Source organism: Bacillota bacterium, assembly GCA_012837335.1.
GTDB lineage: Bacteria > Bacillota > Limnochordia > Darwinibacteriales > DTU012 > DTU012.
In genome coordinates, this window is record DURM01000015.1 from 26,308 (window position 1) to 44,691 (window position 18,384).

Here is an 18,384-nt window from a genome sequence, read left to right on the forward strand (position 1 = left end):
GAGGAACATGATGTATCATACAATTCTACTCAAATACGGAGAGATCAGCCTCAAAGGCAAAAATAGATCCAAATTTGAAGACATCTTGATTAGAAATATCAAATATGCATTAAAGGATCTGGATTATGGGGGCATTAGAAAGGCATACGGCCGAGTCTACATCGACTGCGGCGAAAATTGGCAGGCAGTTGTTGACTCCTTAAAAACAGTGTTTGGCATTGTTTCTTTTTCGCCTGTGCTCAAGACTGAGCTGGACTTAGATGCTATTAAACAGGCAGCTAATAAGCTGATGGCAGAAGCGCAGGGCAGTACCTTCAAAATAAATGCCCGCAGACCGAATAAACATTTCCCCCTGACCAGCATGGAAGTGAATCGGGAACTTGGCGGATATGTTTTACAGAACTTCCCTGAGTTCAAGGTCGACGTGCATCAGCCAGATGTTCTGCTGAATATCGAACTCCGCAATGAAGGAGCTTATCTTTATCACAAGGAAATCCCGGGTCTTGGGGGTATGCCAGTGGGCAGCGCCAGCAAGGGAATGCTTCTGCTCTCAGGTGGAATCGACAGCCCAGCTGCCGGCTATCTGACCTTGAAGCGGGGTGTAACGCTGGAGGCAGTCCACTTTCATTCCTACCCCTTTACCAGCGAAAGATCTAAGCAAAAGGTGCTTGACTTAGCTCAAATCTTAGCAAAGTACGCCGGTAACGGTGAGATTAAGTTGTGGATAGTTTACTTTACAGAAATTCAAAAAGTACTCCAGAAGAGCCGCTATCCTGATTTGAACATAACCCTGATGCGCAGATTTATGCTCAGGATTGCAGAAAGACTGGCTAAAAGAGAGAAAGCACTGGCGTTAATCACTGGAGACAGTTTGGGACAAGTGGCGAGCCAAACTATGGAAAGCATTCATACCATCAATGCTGTAACCAATATGCCGATATTCAGGCCATTGATCGGCCTTGACAAACAGGAGATAGTTGATTTAGCCAAGAAAATCGGCACATACGAGACCTCAATCCTTCCCTATGAAGACTGCTGCACTGTTTTTGTGCCCAAAAATCCTGCTACCAAACCTCGCATCGATCAGGTTCTGGAGGCAGAAAGTCAATTTGACATTGACGCGCTCATCGATGAAGCAGTAGAAAAAACGGAGTGTCTGACAATCACCAAAGCAGTTACCTTATTTTAATATTTTGTGTAAAAAAGCAGGATTCTGACAGATAACAGCGAAGCATTTTTTAAAATGCTAGTTTTCGGGAGGTACCGCGATGTCATCCGTATCTAAAAGTGAAATAATATCGCTGAAAGATCAGATTGCCCGGCTTAAAGAAGAAAACGCTCAGCTTCGAAAAGAGTTAAATAAACAGCAAAACTACATCAGACAGCTTGAAGATGTATCACTCACACTGCCCGAGCGGAGTGTGCTGTTATCAAAAAAGCTTCCAGCGCATTAACTGCTGGAAGCTTTTTTTGGTCTGCCTTTGAAGTTCTGGTAGACCTTGACACTGATAATTCCCAAGCTAATTCCGACTAAGTCAATAAAAATGTCACTGACAGTGCCCGAGCGGTGAGTGAGCCTGGTCTGGTAGCTCTCATCGCAGACAGCGAGCAGCACTGCCAAAATGAAAGCTGTGTGTGCCGGAAATCTTTCCAAGCGAGGCGATACTTTTGCAGCTGCATAGAATAAAACTGCAGCAAGAAAATATCCGCCGATGTGAATCAGTTTGCGCAGATAGAGCACAACCATACCAAGATCGTAGTTATCAAGAAAAGGAAACATATTAAGCAGCCAATCAGCCATCGATCCGGCACTGGAAGCAGGACTTTGCGAAAAGATGAAGATAAAGGCGACATAAGCTGTTACTAACAACCATCTAATTACAACCAAACCATTTCCCCATTCCCATCAAACCGGCTCCTCTTAAGCCGGTTTGCCTTTTCTCAGTATTATATCAGGATTGAGCGCTTTATATGTGTATCTTCCTCTACTGCCTCTAAAACCTCGTCCAGCAGTCTCTGCAGTGCCCTAGCCCTCCGGGCTAATTCCTTCCGCTGCTCATCGTCCAACTGCCTAAGATCATCCGGTTTTGTCTTGACTAAATAATCACCGGACTTAGATAGAGAGTCAACCAGTTTTTCCACACTCCAACTGGGAGGCTCCTCATTCGAATCGCGTTTCCGCGGAATCAATCGGACCATCCGCACTGCTTGATCTATACTGAGATCCTTAGCACTTTCTACTAATTTGAGTACTCGCCTTGTTTCAGCGCGGTTTAAACCATAATACAGAATGGCATCCAAAACCACGTTAAGCATGTTTTCGCTGCCCACTTTGTTGGCAAAACGCTTTGCCAAACTTACATGAGAAAGCGTTAATGGTGAACTCCCGCCATAATAGTTGTTGATTACTGCATTTTGATACTTCTCGTCCAAATCAAGTACAGCCAACCAATCATTGATTGTTGTCCGCGGCACTCCCAATTTCTGGCTGGCTTTCAGAACTGAAAGCTTATTCTCCTGAATAAACAGCTGAACTGCTACAGCTCGATCCACAGGATTCAGATCTTCCCTCTGGATATTTTCGATAATCTGAACCTGACGTACAGATGCATCCTCACTCAACACCAGCGCAGGAATAGTCTCATAACCCAAGCGAATGCAGGAAGCTAATCTGCGAGCACCGGCAACTAGTCGGTAGTGCTCACCATCTTCAATCACAATGATGGGTTGAAGCAGACCTACCTCTGCGATTGAGTTTTTCAAATCTTCAAGTTTAACTTGATCCAGATTTGAGCGCACATGATCAGCTGGTACAGTAATCTGCTCCAGTGGCAGTTCCACCATATTCAATTTTAGACCCCCCTATTTCCTAAAAAACCAAAATCGCTTGCGCGGCTGGTAATATCTTACCTCCGGTATATCTATTGGTTCCCCTGCAATAACGAGGGCTGGATTTGAAGATACTAGTTTTTCCACATCGTCTGGTGCAATTATCTTGGCTGCCGCTTCAGCAGCGCTGTCTAAACAAAAACCACGGCGCCCGGTTGAGTGGGCGTCGCTAGCTATAAAGTGTACCATGTTGTGCTCCAGCATGATCCTGCTTGTCTTAATAACCTTTTCACCAAATAACCCCAGCACGCTGTTGGCATTCATTTGGATTAAAGAACCCGCTTCAATCCATTCAGCAACCAAATTTGGCTCACGAATTACCCGCTGGTAGCGCTCCGGATGCGCAATAATCGGAGTAATACCTTTAACCTGGAGTGAGAACAGAACCTGATCAATATACGCCGGAAATTCCATCATGGGAAACTCAACTAAACAGTAGCGTCCAGTATCGTTATAAGTAGGTATTTCGCCCGCCGGAAGGTCAATAAACATTGGATCTATATATAATTCCGCTCCGGCTATTACTTCAAGCTCAATTCCATGATCCGTAAGTAGGAGCCGCAGTTCGTTCGTTTTGTTCTTTACCTCTGACCAGGTTACCTTAAGATAGTGGGGCGTAGCGGCAACAGCTTTAATGCCCCGCGCAACTGCCTGTTGGGCCATTTCTAAAGCCATCTCAAGATCTTTTGCTCCATCATCAATGCCCGGTAAGATATGCGAATGCAGATCGATCATTTAGTACACCTATTTACTTTCTGATGTATAGTAGTTATAGTAATACTGCTCGCCATCCCGCGAGTATTTCACCTGATTCAGAACGACGCCCAGGAGTCTGGCATTGGTGTTCTCCAGCAGTTCTTTAGCTCGCACAGCCATTTCACGGGGCACATGATTAGCTGGAATCACCATGATAACTCCATCAACATAGGCAGACAGAATCATGGCATCGGCAACCGGGAGCACCGGCGGTGCGTCAAACAGTACTCGCTCATGCTCCTGTTTTAACCTCTCAACAATGCCTCTCATCGACTTGGATTGAAGCAGTTCCGCCGGATTAGGCGGGATCGGTCCAGAGGTTAACACAGATAAACCATCTATTTTGGTTTTCTGTACAGCGTCTTCTAGTTTAATCTGACCTGTTAAAACGCTGGTTAAACCAACAGAATTATTCAGACCAAATATTTTATGGACTGTCGGTTTGCGCAGGTCGCTGTCGACCAAGACAATCTCAGTACCTGTCTGGGCAACAGAAACAGCTAAATTTGAGCTCACCGTTGATTTGCCTTCTGCTGGCCCGGGGCTGGTGAATAATACTGCTCTCAACTCAACATCAGGCGAAGCAAACTGCAGATTAGTTCTCAGAGTTCGAAACGCCTCGGAACTAACAGCTTTCGGGTCTTCCTGCACAACTAATCTGCGCTCATCGGGTCTAGGCATAACATATCACATCCTTACACTCTGCTTGAATCTGATCTTACTCTTACCATTGGACTCGAATTCCGGTATCTGACCGATCACCGGAAGACCTAAAACTCTTTCTACGTCTTCTTTGGTCTTAATAGTGTTGTCTACAAATTCCAGTAAGAATGCGAGACCCACTCCGACAAACAGGCCAAGCACGCCGCCAATGGCAATGTTCAACTTCACCCGCGGTTTAATTGGATTGTGAGGTACAACAGCGGGATCCACTATCTGCAGATTTCCGGAATGCATCTGCTCGTTAATCCTGATCTCCTCATAACGAGTCATGAGCATTAGATAGATATCTTCATGAACGCTCACTTCGCGCATCAACCGCACCAGCTCCAGCTCTTTTTCTGGAATATTGGTGTACTGGCCTTCAAGCGCATTTCTCTGCTCCAAAATCGCCTGTTCTCTAGCATTGATCGCCACTAATTCTACCTGAGTAGAAATCAGCTGGCTGTACAGCTGACTGTGAATCGGGTTAATTGTCTGGGTTTCAGTGGCAATCACCCGCTCCACTTCATTAGCCAGCTTAGTGCGGACCTCTTGGATCTCTGCCTGCAGACTTAAAACCTCCGGATGGCGCTCCGTATACAGTTCACGGGCACCGGACAGAGCAATTTCCAGATCAGCCAACCGCTGCTGATAGCTCTGGACCAGTGGGTTGTTTTGGATGGTTGTTGAAGAAATAATGATCTCATCCTGCGCCAGCAGTTTCTCCTGAATCTGAGTTAAGCGCTGCTCAACTTCTATGCGAGCGATTTGGGTTTGAGTAAGCTCGGTATCCCACTGCACGTACTGCTGCACCAGCAGGGACGAATCCTGCATCGGCTGAATAACCCGTTCGGTCTCCCGGAAGGACCGCAGCTTTTCCTCTGCCTCTTTCAGCTGAGCAGCCACGATTTCAATCTGCTCAGCCAAGTATTCCCTGGCAGTCCTTAAATCTGAGCGGTTGTCATCGCGTGTTGTATCGATAAACTTTTGGCTCAGTGTGTTTACGAAATCAGCGGCAAACTCCCGATCGGGTGATTCAAGCTTAATTTCGAGAATTTCGGTTCCGGTAACCTGCTGAACAGTCAGAGCATTGTTGACCGCTCGCAAATCATCACCTGTAACCGGGTTTATGCCCATGGTTTCAAGAACATCAGTGAGCATTGTGCGGCTGGTCAGCATATAGATATAGTTCTGCAGCATTACATTTGCCTGTGAAGAACCAGTTAATGCTCCCAATGGATCCAAAGCCGCTAATGTGCTGGCCTTCTCATTTTTCAGCATTAGGGTTGCAGTTGCTTGATATATCGGCTCCATATACATGCTGATCACCCCAGCGGCCACAACTGCAACGATGAAACAGAGGATAATTTGGAGCTTGCGCTTCATCAATATGTTCCACAGCTCTAGTAAATCCATTTCTTCCATTTCCATTTGCAACCCACCTCCCACTGGCTAACGACCTGGTTTAAACCAATCTATTATAATTTGCTGGAATGTCCTTACCCCGCTCATTAACCCAAGAATCTTATTCCAATCAGGTTTTGCAGTTTCAGGAACATAAATGATATCTCCACCCATAATTTCCGGGTTTTCCCTGGCATCACCCTGGAACAGAACCCGTTCTTGTCCCACTGCCAGGGTTGACGGCACAGTCAAATCCTCTCCACGATAAATGCCAACCGCACCGAGATTGGCCCGCTCTGTCGGTCCATCAGCCATCGCAATCGCATCTAGCACACGAGCTCCCTCATAAATTGTATATACTCCTGGTCTGGTCACTTCTCCGAGAACCAGGACCTGTCTGCTTAACTCCGGAACAAATACTACATCTCCGCCAGCAAGGAGAAGGTTGTGTTCGCTCTGATTGCTCATCAACGCTTGATAGGTGGTAATCCACACCTGCTCACCTTCGGTTTCCTGGCGAGTTATGACGATTTCCTGCTGACTGATATTTGTTTTTAGGCCTCCTGCCAATGCCAGCAGATCGAGAATACGGCTTCCCTCCGGCAGAGTGAACGCTCCTGGCCGAGCCACTTCTCCCATCACCAGCACCTGGCGCGCCTGCGGAATGTGCACTACCTCTCCTCCGGATAATAACGGGTTCGGCTGCTGATTCGCAATCACCGCTCCTAAATCTAAATAATTCACTTCTGTTCCTCCAGCGGCTGCTGCGATCATCACCTCATCAAGCTTAGCCCGCTCAGTGGGCCCTCCTGCTAATCCAACTAGGTCCAGCAGAGTTGTGTACTCATCAATAGTATAAGCACCTGGTCGGGCTACTTCCCCAAAAATCAGTACCCTGCGGTTTAAGCGGGGAACATGAATGATATCGCCACCCAACACAGCCATATTCAGCTCCGCTCCATCGGACCGCACCAGCTGTTGATAATCAACGGTATAGATTGTCTGCTCGCTGCCTCTGCTGCGGGTAATTGTCAGCACTGGATCGGCATCATCTGTCAATCCGCCCGCTTTAGCCAAAACATCGAGGAGCCGCTCGCCGCTGCGAATAGTGTAACGACCTGGTGTCCTAACTTCACCTAAGATAGATACTTCTAGATCCAGCTCCGGAACCAAAATCATCTCGCCACCGGTTAAGGGAACATTTCCCTGTCCGGTTTCCATCACCGGCTCCAAATCTATTACTTCGATCGAAGCTGCTCCATCAACTATCCGAGTTAGACTCACGGCAGCAACTGCAGCTCGATCAGTCAGTCCGCCTGCCTTAGCCAGAACATCCAGGAGTTTTTCCCCGCGCCGAATAGTATATCGACCCGGAGCTCTGACCTCTCCTAAGATTGACACTTCTAAATCCAGCTCTGGCACTAAAATCATCTCGCCACCGGACAGTGGAATATTGCCATGCCCGGATTCCATAATTGACTGCAGATCGATCGTTTCGATCATGGTTGTCCCATCGACAATTCGAGTCAGGCTCACCTGATCTGCTGCTGCTCGATCTGTCAGACCACCTGCCCTGGCAATCGCATCCAAGAGATTGGTAGTGGCAGTTACAGGATAATAACCCGGTGAAGCAACTTCGCCAAATACCAGCACAGAGGTTTTGCGCTCGGGCACATAGACAACATCTCCTGCTTGCACCAGCGGATTATCGCTGCTTAAACCCTTCATTACTGCGTCAAGATCATATACCGCTGCGCTGGAATTATCATCGGCATCAACTCTACTGACCTGGACACTGTCAGCTGCAGCGCTGCTGGTCACACCTCCAGCGAGCGCAATGACATCCAGCAGGCGCTGATCCGGTCCAAAAGTATAGTAGCCCGGTTTGGCCACTTCTCCTAAGACCATTACATAGCGTCTTGCCTCAGGAACTATAATCACATCGCCGCCTTCAAGCATAAAATTAGTGTCCAAGAAGCGGTTGCGCATTAAGTCTTCTAAATTAACGGTATAAACTTCTGCTTGCTCTTCTACCTGCCGAGTAACACTAACCTGATCAGCGGCAGCAGTATCAAGCAGACCGCCAGCTTTGGCAATGCCGTCAAGCACCCGATCACCGAAATCCAGGCGGTGGTAGCCGGGGTTAGCCACTTCTCCAAGAACCAGAACTTGATGCTTGCCCTCAGTAATATAAACAACGTCACCCGGGAGTATGGTCTGGTTGCCGATTCCCAATCTAGTAAGGGCACCTAAATCTATTTCTACAGTTGATTCATTGCGAGTTAAGAGAATGCGGTCTCCCGCGCTGTCCAGCGGACCTCCAGCTGCAGCCAAAAGATCCAGCAGTTTTGTCCGATCGGTAAGGCGGTAGCTCCCTGGTCTTGCAACTCGTCCAAGGACAAGAGCCTGAGGAGCTCCCTCCGGTACAAAAATAACATCGCCTGGCAGCAGTTCAATCTCTCTGCCGGTTCCGGTACCCTGCAGCTTAGTAAGATCAATTTCCTGAACTAATACTTCAGCTTCAGACTGGCGTGTAATTGTTATCCGCTCTAAAGCGGCGGAATCATTGGTACCACCTGCTAGGGCAAGCACGTCAAAAATACCCATCTGTTCTTTTAAAACAAATGCCCCAGGCTGACGCACTTCGCCAAGCACTAAAACTGTATTCAATATTTCTGGAACATAAATAATATCACCGGGATACAGGCGGGGATTGGCTCCCGGTTTTCCAGACAAAGTATCACTGATATCAACGGTTAAAGATTCCTCTTGTTCACCGATGATGCGCACTATGCTGACCCGAGCTGCATCACCCATGGCAGTTACCCCGCCAGCCTCGCTAATCAGCTGAACCAGCGTAGTACCTGTTTCAATTGAGTAGCTGCCCGGAGTTCTAACCTCCCCGAAAAGGATGACTTCCTTCTTTTCCGGAATAAACAGCACGTCATCAGCCTGAACCGACCATGTCCCTTTGCCTGACTGCATGACACTGGTCAGATCAACAGTATAATCCACATGAGCGCCATCTTTCTTACGGGTGAGCACAGCTTGGGAAAGATCGGCTCCGGTTAAAGCGCCGCCACTGACGGCAATCAAATCAAGCAAATCCATGTCTGTTTGAATCGGATAACTGCCGGGCTTCGCTACCGCACCTAACACCAGCGCGTGACCGGACTTCGGAATATAAATCACATCTCCATCCTTTAAAGCTGGGTTGTGGTCAGCTGCGCCGTCATTTATGTACTTACTTACATCATAGGTCTCCTTCGAAGCAGCCTCACCTGTCATCCGCGTAACAGTTACTTCAGAAAGCAGGGCGTCCTGATTAGGCCCTCCGGCTTGTCCAATCGCATCAATCAGCCGGTCATCTGCTTTCAATCGATAGTACCCAGGGGTACGGACTTCTCCAAGCACCTGAACCCGAATTGTTCTAAATTCGGTAATAATAACAGTCACGCTTGGCTCGACCACATAAGTCTGCAGTTTTGATTGAATCTCCTGCGCAACTTGGGTCGTTGTCTTACCCGTGGCTAGATGATCACCCACTAGTGGGAATGTAATATAGCCATCAGGTCTAACCTGAACAACTGTTCGTAATTCTGGGTGTCCCCAAACTGTAATTTCCAGCACATCTCCTGTGTCCAGCTGGTAGTTAACTGCAGCAGCTGTTGCGATTGAGCATGTCAAGAACATCAACAAGGCGATAATTAGTGATAGTCGTAACTTTGCTGTTTCTAAACCGTTCATTGGACAACCCCCACAAACTAATAATTCGTACCAAATTATAGCTTTTCTTCAGCTTTTCTTCGTCCTCAACGATCCATTATCCTGCATGAATCGCATTTCCAAAATGAAAAACCGCTTTGCCAGCGGTTTTTCGTAATTTTAGGCAAATTAAATGTTTTTACCGCGCTGGAACTAATCTAAATCCCAATGCCTGATAATCAAGTTCAGTTTCAACAAAGAACTTCGAACCTGCTTGAATTTTGACATCTTGGCCTTTAACGAAGTAGCCGCCTACTAATCCAATTGGACCAAGCAGCAGAACTCCTGCCATGCTCGCACCGGCAGCCAGTTCTAAGCGAGTATTCTGCTCCAGTGCTTTTTCAGAAATTGCCAATCTAATATTGCGCCCATCAAAGGATTGGATTGATCCAAAATCAATGACAATTCTTCCATTCTTACCGAGATTCCCGGCACTTACAACTTCTGTTACCCGACCGATTCCCTGGGCACCTTTAGGAATAACAATCCGGCCGTCGATAATCACATCAGATGCAACCTTATATTTTACCTGGTCTCCTACCTTGTTTACCGCTGAATCGACTGTAGTCAGCAGCTGAATTTCAACCAAAGTAGAAGCGGGAATCTTTACTGGCTCCATATCCAGCTTAGTTGTCCCCCAGATAAACAGCATCAGCTGCTCAAGACGTTCTACAATAGGACCCGGCTGTGGTTCACCAATAAATTCTAACTCAATTCTCTCCAGCCGTCTCATCAGTGGTTCATTGGCAGTTAGCTGTTCTAAAAAACCCCATTCAACCAAGTTTAACTGCAGTTTAAGGCCTGTTCCTTGAATATCACCGGATAAATACTCATCAATGCGGTCGATGCGGGTCATCACTGGACCGGACTGAACTGAACCAAAAATTTCCAGCTCGATCTCTTCGACCCGACTGAGAAGGGCTCCGCTCTGGGCTTCACCATACAGCACTCTTTCTAAGTCATTGAGAATTGCTAGAGGAGAGGTGGTGGACTGAGCCGCAACTGTAAAAGGTGCAGCCAGAATGCCTACAATTACTAGACAGCTAATCAATTTAAACTTCATAATGTTCCTCCTTGTTAGAATCTGATGGAAAAACCAGCAAACGCCCGATCAACATCGCTGAAATCAATCAAGCGGTAATCTAACTTAAATGACATTTCCTGCGAAAAATCATAATTAAACCCAATCGAGGCCTTAGTCTGATCAGACCCCTTAACTGAGTCATCCTCACTCGGATCGCGTTCTTGATTCCATTCCTGCGAGACACCAAGTGTAAGGCGGCCTTGAGAGATCGGGATGTCAACATCGATACTGGTACTGAGCTGAGAAATTGTCTTTAAGTTAGCATTATATCCCGCTCTAATTGAGAGAGTATTGGGACCACCATAGGTTAAATCTAAACTAGCCTTTGTTCCTTCTTCAACATTGTCCTCGGTCTGCACTAATCCCCTAAGCTCCATATTGCCAAACCGGCCTCGAGCACCTAATTGGAAAATTCCCGGTTCCAGTGGCTGGGACAGATTATGGAGGTATTGACCCTCAAGCACAATGTCTTTAAATATCGAGTATTCGCCGATAATCCCGGCATAACCGGTAGTCTCATCTTCCGCATCTCCCTCTGACAAAGAGTATCCGGCACCGAAGTACCAATCTGACGACCAGAGTGGTACCAAACTATTAATCAAGATCTGGGTGTCTTCCTCTTCATCACCGAAGTATTTGCTTAAAACACGCTCGCGGTTAAAAGCTGCGCCTTGACTGTGATTAGACTGCACGGCAAGATTCTGTGCTGACACGCTTCCGCTGAAATTGATCAGCGAATCAGTCTCCTTAGCTGCGGTTTCTTCCGAAGCGATAACTAAGGATTCAATCGGATGCAGATCTTCGATCCAATAGCCGAGCACATTCAGCTCACTGCGGTACTCATAAGCCAATGCTGCTAAAACCAAGATCTGCTGATCTGATAACCGCATATTTCCCGCAGCCCTTTGATTGTAATCAGCAATGATTTCCTGAAGGTTGATTTTCCGGCTGACTCCAAAGCGCTGGATGCGCGAGCTGTTGCTCAGATCAATACTCTGAATTGTGTTTGCTACAGCTAAAGACACCTGATAGCGGTTTTCAGGATTTATATCTCTATATAAATCACCAAACGGCTGATCTACCAAATAGTTGACAGCATCATAAATCCACTGCTCAGTGTTCTGGGCCTGGGCATAACAGGTTGTTGCCGGCAGCAAAAGCATTATCACCATTGCCAACATAAAAATGATGACAATTCGTTTGTTCACAACAACCCCCCCATTCTGATATTTATCCTGATTTAAATTTCGCCAAAGGTGTCCAGAAACCTCCCCAATTCAAGATTTTTGTCTAAATTCCTTTATTTACCAGATAGGTAACGGTGAGCCAAAATCACTGCGACATAGTCGTCGATGGGTACCGGTGGTGTCTGAAGCGAAACAGGCAGAAGTCTCCGCCACCGCCGCGGTGGATTATACTTCCAATAAAGGGAACGGGCTTCAACGCTTGATAGGTGCTCATCAATTGTCACAATTCGTTCAGCTGCTTCCGGAATTTTATCTACTAGTTCTTGGATAAATGCTCTGCTGCCGGTTCTATCCCCAATAACAATGGGACCGGCTTCTGTCATGAGAGTTTTTATCCTCTCGACAAGATGCTTTCGAGGCACTATCTCCTTGACCAGGATTTCTTCCCCCCGCACCATCGCCAAGCCGCACTTTTCACTACCGGGATCAACAGCCATAATTGTTTCTCTGGAGTCCATAATTATCCCCTTAATGTATCCTATTCGCAAAGCATTAATTGTTTCTGATCGTAAAAAATACCCACACGAAGCCGTGTGGGTATTTTTATTGCATTTTAACTTCAGCCTAGAAGGAGAATCCTAAGCCAGCTTTGATTTCATCAACGTTTTCTGCTGTTTCGTCAGCGAGGTTGATGTTAACTCTCTTAGCTGACATGTTCAGCTTCATACCTTCAGCAAATCCATAACCGGCTGTTACGTGATGAGTCATTTGGTTAGCAAACTCATCAGCGGTTTCATCATCCCTTGGCAGAATTAACTCGAAGTTATAGCCTAAATCTAAGGCTGCGCCACCAAGGTCTTTACCGTAACCGACACTAGCATTTACAAAGCTCAGGTCTTTACCAGTCCACTTGCCTGGATTACGCCAATCGCCATCGATGTAGTTGTTAGCATATGTGAAGCTACCATCAACATCGAGACCGAACAGCTCTAGGCCTGTGCCCACTTTAAATTGAGTGTGGACATCGTTTTCTTCAACTGCAGGATCGTCGTTGAGCTTCCAGCCATATGCAGCAGAGAGATTGATTGGCAGGAAGATATTCAATTCGTATCCAGCGTTCAGCATTGTGGAGTTGATGAGGTTGTCACCAGCTGCGTTCTTTTCATTGTATGTGCTTGCAGCCAGGTCAATGCCGAACAGGTTTGCGCCAGCGTCAAGCGCCAGTCTGGTTTGAGCATCGCTGTCGGTGAAGCCTCTGCTGGTCAGGTTGCCTTCACCAAATCTTGCACCAGCTTTGGTCCATCTTGCATCAAGGCTCAATACGCCGATTTCAGCGCCGAGATTAACGTCAAACAGCATAGCATCTGTGAGACTGATCTCGTCTTCGGTATCAAAACGGTCTAATACCGCTTTAACATCATAGTCTAAGCCAAGCACAGTACCAAACAGGCCAGCTGCAACAGCTGTTTCATCAGCATAGGTTAAGCTCTTATCTGTGTAAGCAGCACCGGTCAGTTTGAAGCCAAATGCTGGTACCAGTGAATACTTAGCACCTAATGCTAACATACCGTCGCTAGTTCTTTGACCTGCAAGGGCATAAACATCCATATCGCCTAAAGCGATGTCAGCAAGAACCGCTCTATTTGGTTTAACACTCAATGCGTTGGTATCGAATCTCTTTGGAACATCTCCGCCAATAGTACCTAAAGCAAAGCGGTTAATCGGAGTATCGCTTACAACTTCAAGTACATAGTTATCAAAGGTGGCAACATTTGCCGGGAGATCAGTTTTGCCGCCTAATGTTAAGCTGGCAGTTGTACCTTCGCTGAGGCGAGCAGTTAACTTGGTTTCAAGTTTGGTTTCGGACCACAGATCTTTTTCATACTCTTTAAGAATACCTTGAGCACTGTCCAGATCAACTTTGTTGTCGCCTACAACAGTGGAAACCTTGGTTGTTCCAGTTTCATAATTGATGGAGCCGGATAATTTAACTTTAGTAGCTTCGTCAACTTTAGCATCGAGCTCAGCTACAGCTGCTTCTACGCCTGTTACAGCTGCTTCTACGCCTGTTACAGCAGCTTCAACATCAGCTACGCGGCTGTCAAGGCCAGCATACAGTTTTTCTAAATCATCAATGCGCACTCCAAGCAGAGCAAGCTCTTCAGCAAATTCATTGTTAACAGCAGTAAATGTGTTGGCTAATGCCAGTACTTCTGCATCCAAAGCGCTTTGAAGTGCAGTTACATCGCCTTCAAGAGCTGCGATTAAGCCGTTAACAGTGTTGATATCTTCAGCGTGCGCAGCTTTCAGAACATCAACCTCTCTGGTTACGCGGCCGAGACGGTCGTTAATGCGGCTTGTGACCATCTGAACGTAATCAGCATTGCTTTCAACTACGTATTCCAGGTCGTAGAATCTTGCATCTACTTCTTCACCAGTTACATAGTCAGCAGAAATCAAGTCAACTTCTCTGGTTACCCGGTCTAAACGGTCAGAAAGTCTGTTGGTAACCATTTTAGTATACTGAGCATTATTGAAGATATCTTCTTCGATTGCCCATAAGCTGGAAGCTAAAACTTCCTCAGCGATAGCTCTAACAACATCTTCATCAACGTCTTCTACAACTACTCTTTCAATTACGCCAGTTTCGACGATTGTTTCGGTAGCTAATTCTTTAGCTTCAGCTAAGTATTCTTTAGTTAACTCGCCAACTAATGCAGCGATAACAGCTTCAGCTTCTTCAGTCATTACAAACGGACGCTCAACCGGTTGAATTTCAACAACATCTTTAGCAGAAACTGCTTCTTGAACTGCAATGTCCAGCTCAGCCAGTTTAGCCTCGATTAATTCAGCCAGTTCATTTGTAATAGTTTCTAACTCAGCTAAAATATCTGCAGTGATGCGCTCTTGAACGCCAGCGGTATTCGAGATAACCTGGCTTTCAACTAAAGCTTCCAATCTTGCTAAGGCACGCGCGAATACCATAGCAGCTTCATAACGAGTCATTGTTCTGGTCCCACCGAATGTACCATCAGGGTAACCTTCAACCAAACCTACCGCAGCAAGTTTAGTTACTGAATCATAAGCCCAGTGGTGCGCCGGTACATCTGAAAACGGATTGCTTGCGAAAACAGATGTAGTCATAGCGAGAACTAATACTGCTGCTAATACTACTGAAACTCTTTTCAAGTTCATCAGCGATAACCTCCTAAAATTAATATTTTGCCAAACCTCTGCTCGATCAGTTCAGCATAGCCGCACAACGAGTTTCCCTGTTTCCTCGCCATAGCAGCTCCGCCGCTGATTTCAACTTCCTCTGCGACTTGGCCTTAGTAGATATAATACTTTATGTATGAGACGAACTCCTCCTTTCCAAATCATTATTACATAGTTAGAAAAAAGGAAAAAGACCTACTTCACAAGACTATCTTTTTCTCTCTTTCTACACTTCTCAAGTATATTCCTTCTATGAAAAATAATTTTTTTGAGGGTAGATATGGTGAAAAAGTAGTTACAGCACGGTACCATAACTACTTTTTCATTTCATCATTATTATACTAAATATCCGCGCGTCTGTCACTAATCCGAAGTAACTTCCAGCTTAAGTTTAACAGGGCCTTCGGCAGCGTACGTATCTGCTAGGACAACAGCCCGTATTCTCACTCTGCCGGTTTCTTCCTTAGCCTGTGCTATTGCTTTCATGAATTCATTGCCGTCAACCTCGACTGCTCCTCCGCCAATCGAAGTGATCATGCCCTCCCGGACCGCCACAGCATTGACCTTGTTTAGAAGCTCCAGAATCACCCTGTCTAAATCGATCTCAATATCAGGATCGAGTACCGTCTCTTCAAGTACCATGCCTTCTGGAAAAACCAATTCATTTTTGATGATGCCTAGATAAGCTTTGACCGGCTCTCCCACAACCGTGTTTGTTTCTGACAGCACACGCACCACAAACAAGCCCTGCTCCTGTTGAATGTACAAAGCAGCAAAATCCACAGCATCTTGAGGAATGATGATCGCAGACTCGGAATCACCGTCAACCCTGGCTCCTAATTGATAAGCAACTCGGTCGGCAGTTTTTAAAACATCATAAAGGCGGGTGTAGTTCTCCTCAAGATCTGAACTGGCCTCGATTACCTGCGCGTAAATAATCTCATCTGAGCGAAAAGCTACGTTACCTAACCGAATAAAGGACTGCACGACTTTTAGTTCATCATATTCCGCTTCCAGCTCATCATATTCCTTCTGCAGTCGAGCACGCATCTGCTCCAGCTCATTGTACTGAGCGCGTGTTTCCTCCAAGTGCAATTGTGCCAGCGCCAAATCTGCCGCAGCAGCATCTCGCTGCTTAATAAGTGTCTGCAGATCTTGCTCCATCTGCGCCATTGTCTCCACACTCTGCTCCAACTGCTGCTGGTTGCGGGCGAGAGTTTCCTGAATCTCCTTCATCTCAAAAAGCGCAGTCCGCACATCATCAGATGCGATTGTTAGGATAACAATCGAAGCCACAGAAATAAAAATACCGGTAAAAATCGTAATAATAATTCCGGTGTATTTTGGACGCAGACCAAACAAAGTGAGCCGCTTCCGACCGACTTTCATGCCGATTTTATCACCGATGTAAGCGATTACTCCCCCGATGAAGGCAAGGATTAATATTAATGTAAATCCATACATCCGCAGCTCACCCCTTTTAGTTACTTTCCAGCTTCTGCACTACAATCGAAATTCACTGCCCAAGTAGTACTGCCGCGCCAACTGATCTTCTGCCACATCGGCCACCCCGCCTGAAACCAGAATCCTGCCTTCGTGCATAATGTAAGCCCGATCAGTAATTCTTAGGGTTTCCCGAACATTGTGATCGGTGACCAATATACCCAGATTTCTCGCTCTTAGGGAAGCAATAATCTGCTGAATATCACTAACAGCGATGGGATCCACTCCCGCAAAAGGCTCATCCAGAAGCAAAAACGAAGGATTGCCTGCTAAAGCCCTAGCAATCTCTGTTCTTCTGCGCTCACCCCCGGACAGCTGGTACCCCTTCTGATCCCGCACATGTTCTAAGCGGAATTCCTTGAGCAGACTCTCCAGTCTATCCAGGCGCTCTTCATGGGTTAATTGGTTCAAAGATAGCACTGCCATTATATTCTCAGCAACCGTTAACTTCCTGAACACTGACGGCTCCTGCGGCAGATAGGCAATTCCCATCCGTCCGCGTCGGTACATTGGCATGCGGGTAATATTATGGTTATCAAGAATAATTGCACCGGCATCTGCCCGCTCTAAACCGACAATCATCGCAAAAGTTGTGGTCTTGCCTGCGCCATTAGAACCGAGCAGGCCAACGATTTCACCGCGTTTAACCTGGATGCTTACTTCGTTTACTACTGTCCGCTTCCCATAGCGCTTAACTAAATCTGTGGCGACAATACTCACGGGCTCGACCGCTCCTTCTAACCGATGTTCAGCATTTTTGCAATGATCTGCGCAGCTCGTGCCACAGCTCCGCTGGTTCCAAATTCAGCCGGCAGACGCTTCAGTTTTTTAAGATATTCAGCTTTGCCATCCTGGTCTTCCAATAAAGCAACTACTGTCTCAGCAACCTTAGCTTCAGTAAAATCATTCTGGACTAATTCCGGAACTACACTGTCCTGCATCAAAAAATTGATCATTGCAAATGGAGATTTGCGCAGCAGCATTTTATTTAAAAAGTAAGTTGTAGTAGCTACTTTATGTACTGCTACTGCAGGCACATGGGTTAAAGCTGCTAGTATGCTTGCTGATCCACTGGTAACGACAGCCACATCCGCATAGTTAAGAATCCCATATACATCATCAGTGAATGTCACCGCATCTACATCCCATTTTTCAATCAGTTTGTCGCAGCATCCCTGATTGATTGACTGGGGAACAGCTACTACGGTCTGCACTGCGCGCTCCTCAACATTGATTCGGTTAACTGCTTTGAATAATGTGGGGAGATAGACTTTTACCTCAGTTTCCCGCAGTCCCGGTACAAGTGCCACAATTGGCTTATCACTGCTTAAGTTCAGTTCGTCAATCATTTCAGGCCTGGGCTTTACAGCAGCGATATCGACTAATGGATGGCCCGCAAATTCTACATCGATGCCGTGCTTTTGACACAGCTCAGACTCATAGCGCGAAACCGCAATTACCTTATCCACCACCTCTGCGAGACGGGATATCTTAACATCTTCAGTGTCCCAATTTAAAGGGGAATTATAATATACAACCGGAATTTCCTTGGTCTTTGCCAATTCAACTAATTTTAAGCTGAATACCGGCAGCCCGATTTGAATTACTAAGCCGGGCTGGAATTTATCCATCGCTTCTGAGATTCGCTGAACCAAGCGTTTAACAACATGAGAAGCCCTGAGCGCCTCGAATCCACCCAGGTTCTCTAATTCCGAAATGTTATAGATGAGTTCCACACCATTTTCATCCATCAGCGCTCCGCCAACTCCCAGCAGCGCCAGATCCGGTATAACCCCCTTTAATGCTTGTGCTAATTGAGCTCCATAAAGATCACTAGAGTTATCACTGCCAATGATCATGATGCGTTTCTGTGCCATT

At 46.4% G+C, this 18,384-nt stretch carries 15 protein-coding genes; 2 read left to right on the forward strand and 13 right to left on the reverse strand.

Annotated elements, in window-relative coordinates:
• The first annotated feature begins 7 nt into the window (after positions 1-7).
• Both thiI and GX019_02350 read left to right on the forward strand, forming a co-directional pair.
• Positions 8-1,189, forward strand: a complete 1,182-nt coding sequence (gene thiI, locus GX019_02345; GenBank protein ID HHT35998.1) for a tRNA 4-thiouridine(8) synthase ThiI — start codon at positions 8-10, stop codon at positions 1,187-1,189.
• Positions 1,190-1,268: 79 nt separating this feature from the next.
• Complete coding sequence (locus GX019_02350; GenBank protein HHT35999.1) at positions 1,269-1,454, forward strand: hypothetical protein; 186 nt, start codon at positions 1,269-1,271, stop codon at positions 1,452-1,454.
• On the opposite strand, the gene vanZ is transcribed toward GX019_02350, so the two are convergent.
• The 13 genes from vanZ to GX019_02415 form a co-directional block, all read right to left on the reverse strand.
• Entirely contained in the window at positions 1,451-1,888 is a 438-nt protein-coding gene (vanZ, locus tag GX019_02355; protein HHT36000.1) for a VanZ family protein, read from the reverse strand. The two genes, GX019_02350 and vanZ, sit on opposite strands and share 4 nt — an antisense overlap.
• 59 nt (positions 1,889-1,947) lie before the next feature.
• On the reverse strand, positions 1,948-2,850 hold the full coding sequence (locus tag GX019_02360; GenBank protein HHT36001.1) for a ParB/RepB/Spo0J family partition protein: 903 nt from the start codon (positions 2,848-2,850) through the stop codon (positions 1,948-1,950).
• 12 nt (positions 2,851-2,862) lie between these two features.
• A complete protein-coding gene (locus GX019_02365; GenBank protein ID HHT36002.1) occupies positions 2,863-3,624 on the reverse strand; it encodes a hypothetical protein in 762 nt (253 codons plus the stop codon).
• Positions 3,625-3,633: 9 nt separating this feature from the next.
• A complete protein-coding gene (locus tag GX019_02370) occupies positions 3,634-4,326 on the reverse strand; it encodes a CpsD/CapB family tyrosine-protein kinase (protein HHT36003.1) in 693 nt (230 codons plus the stop codon).
• Positions 4,327-4,332: 6 nt separating this feature from the next.
• Positions 4,333-5,778, reverse strand: a complete 1,446-nt coding sequence (locus GX019_02375) for a hypothetical protein (protein HHT36004.1) — start codon at positions 5,776-5,778, stop codon at positions 4,333-4,335.
• A 21-nt stretch (positions 5,779-5,799) separates the two neighbouring features.
• Entirely contained in the window at positions 5,800-9,498 is a 3,699-nt protein-coding gene (locus GX019_02380) for a hypothetical protein (GenBank protein ID HHT36005.1), read from the reverse strand.
• A 157-nt stretch (positions 9,499-9,655) separates the two neighbouring features.
• A complete protein-coding gene (locus GX019_02385; GenBank protein HHT36006.1) occupies positions 9,656-10,579 on the reverse strand; it encodes a hypothetical protein in 924 nt (307 codons plus the stop codon).
• A gap of 14 nt (positions 10,580-10,593) precedes the next feature.
• Positions 10,594-11,808, reverse strand: coding sequence for a hypothetical protein (locus GX019_02390; GenBank protein ID HHT36007.1), 1,215 nt, complete (start codon positions 11,806-11,808; stop codon positions 10,594-10,596).
• A 92-nt stretch (positions 11,809-11,900) separates the two neighbouring features.
• Entirely contained in the window at positions 11,901-12,305 is a 405-nt protein-coding gene (locus tag GX019_02395) for a hypothetical protein (GenBank protein ID HHT36008.1), read from the reverse strand.
• 106 nt (positions 12,306-12,411) lie between these two features.
• Positions 12,412-14,982, reverse strand: coding sequence for a hypothetical protein (locus GX019_02400; protein HHT36009.1), 2,571 nt, complete (start codon positions 14,980-14,982; stop codon positions 12,412-12,414).
• Positions 14,983-15,366: 384 nt separating this feature from the next.
• Positions 15,367-16,467 carry a DUF3084 domain-containing protein gene (locus tag GX019_02405; protein HHT36010.1) on the reverse strand — a complete coding sequence of 367 codons (1,101 nt, stop codon included), beginning with the start codon at positions 16,465-16,467 and terminating at the stop codon, positions 15,367-15,369.
• A 39-nt stretch (positions 16,468-16,506) separates the two neighbouring features.
• Positions 16,507-17,226 carry an LPS export ABC transporter ATP-binding protein gene (gene lptB, locus GX019_02410; protein ID HHT36011.1) on the reverse strand — a complete coding sequence of 240 codons (720 nt, stop codon included), beginning with the start codon at positions 17,224-17,226 and terminating at the stop codon, positions 16,507-16,509.
• A gap of 17 nt (positions 17,227-17,243) precedes the next feature.
• On the reverse strand, positions 17,244-18,383 hold the full coding sequence (locus tag GX019_02415; GenBank protein ID HHT36012.1) for a hypothetical protein: 1,140 nt from the start codon (positions 18,381-18,383) through the stop codon (positions 17,244-17,246).
• Position 18,384 lies beyond the last annotated feature (1 nt).

Bases quoted from the DNA above. Each gene is read 5' to 3' on its own strand.
- thiI (HHT35998.1), top strand. From the start codon at position 8: ATGATGTATCATACAATTCTACTCAAATACGGAGAGATCAGCCTCAAA.
- GX019_02350 (HHT35999.1), top strand. From the start codon at position 1,269: ATGTCATCCGTATCTAAAAGTGAAATAATATCGCTGAAAGATCAGATT.
- GX019_02365 (HHT36002.1), bottom strand. From the start codon at position 3,624: ATGATCGATCTGCATTCGCATATCTTACCGGGCATTGATGATGGAGCA.
- GX019_02370 (HHT36003.1), bottom strand. From the start codon at position 4,326: ATGCCTAGACCCGATGAGCGCAGATTAGTTGTGCAGGAAGACCCGAAA.
- GX019_02375 (HHT36004.1), bottom strand. From the start codon at position 5,778: ATGGAAATGGAAGAAATGGATTTACTAGAGCTGTGGAACATATTGATG.
- GX019_02380 (HHT36005.1), bottom strand. From the start codon at position 9,498: ATGAACGGTTTAGAAACAGCAAAGTTACGACTATCACTAATTATCGCC.
- GX019_02385 (HHT36006.1), bottom strand. From the start codon at position 10,579: ATGAAGTTTAAATTGATTAGCTGTCTAGTAATTGTAGGCATTCTGGCT.
- GX019_02395 (HHT36008.1), bottom strand. From the start codon at position 12,305: ATGGACTCCAGAGAAACAATTATGGCTGTTGATCCCGGTAGTGAAAAG.
- GX019_02400 (HHT36009.1), bottom strand. From the start codon at position 14,982: ATGAACTTGAAAAGAGTTTCAGTAGTATTAGCAGCAGTATTAGTTCTC.
- GX019_02405 (HHT36010.1), bottom strand. From the start codon at position 16,467: ATGTATGGATTTACATTAATATTAATCCTTGCCTTCATCGGGGGAGTA.
- GX019_02415 (HHT36012.1), bottom strand. From the start codon at position 18,383: ATGGCACAGAAACGCATCATGATCATTGGCAGTGATAACTCTAGTGAT.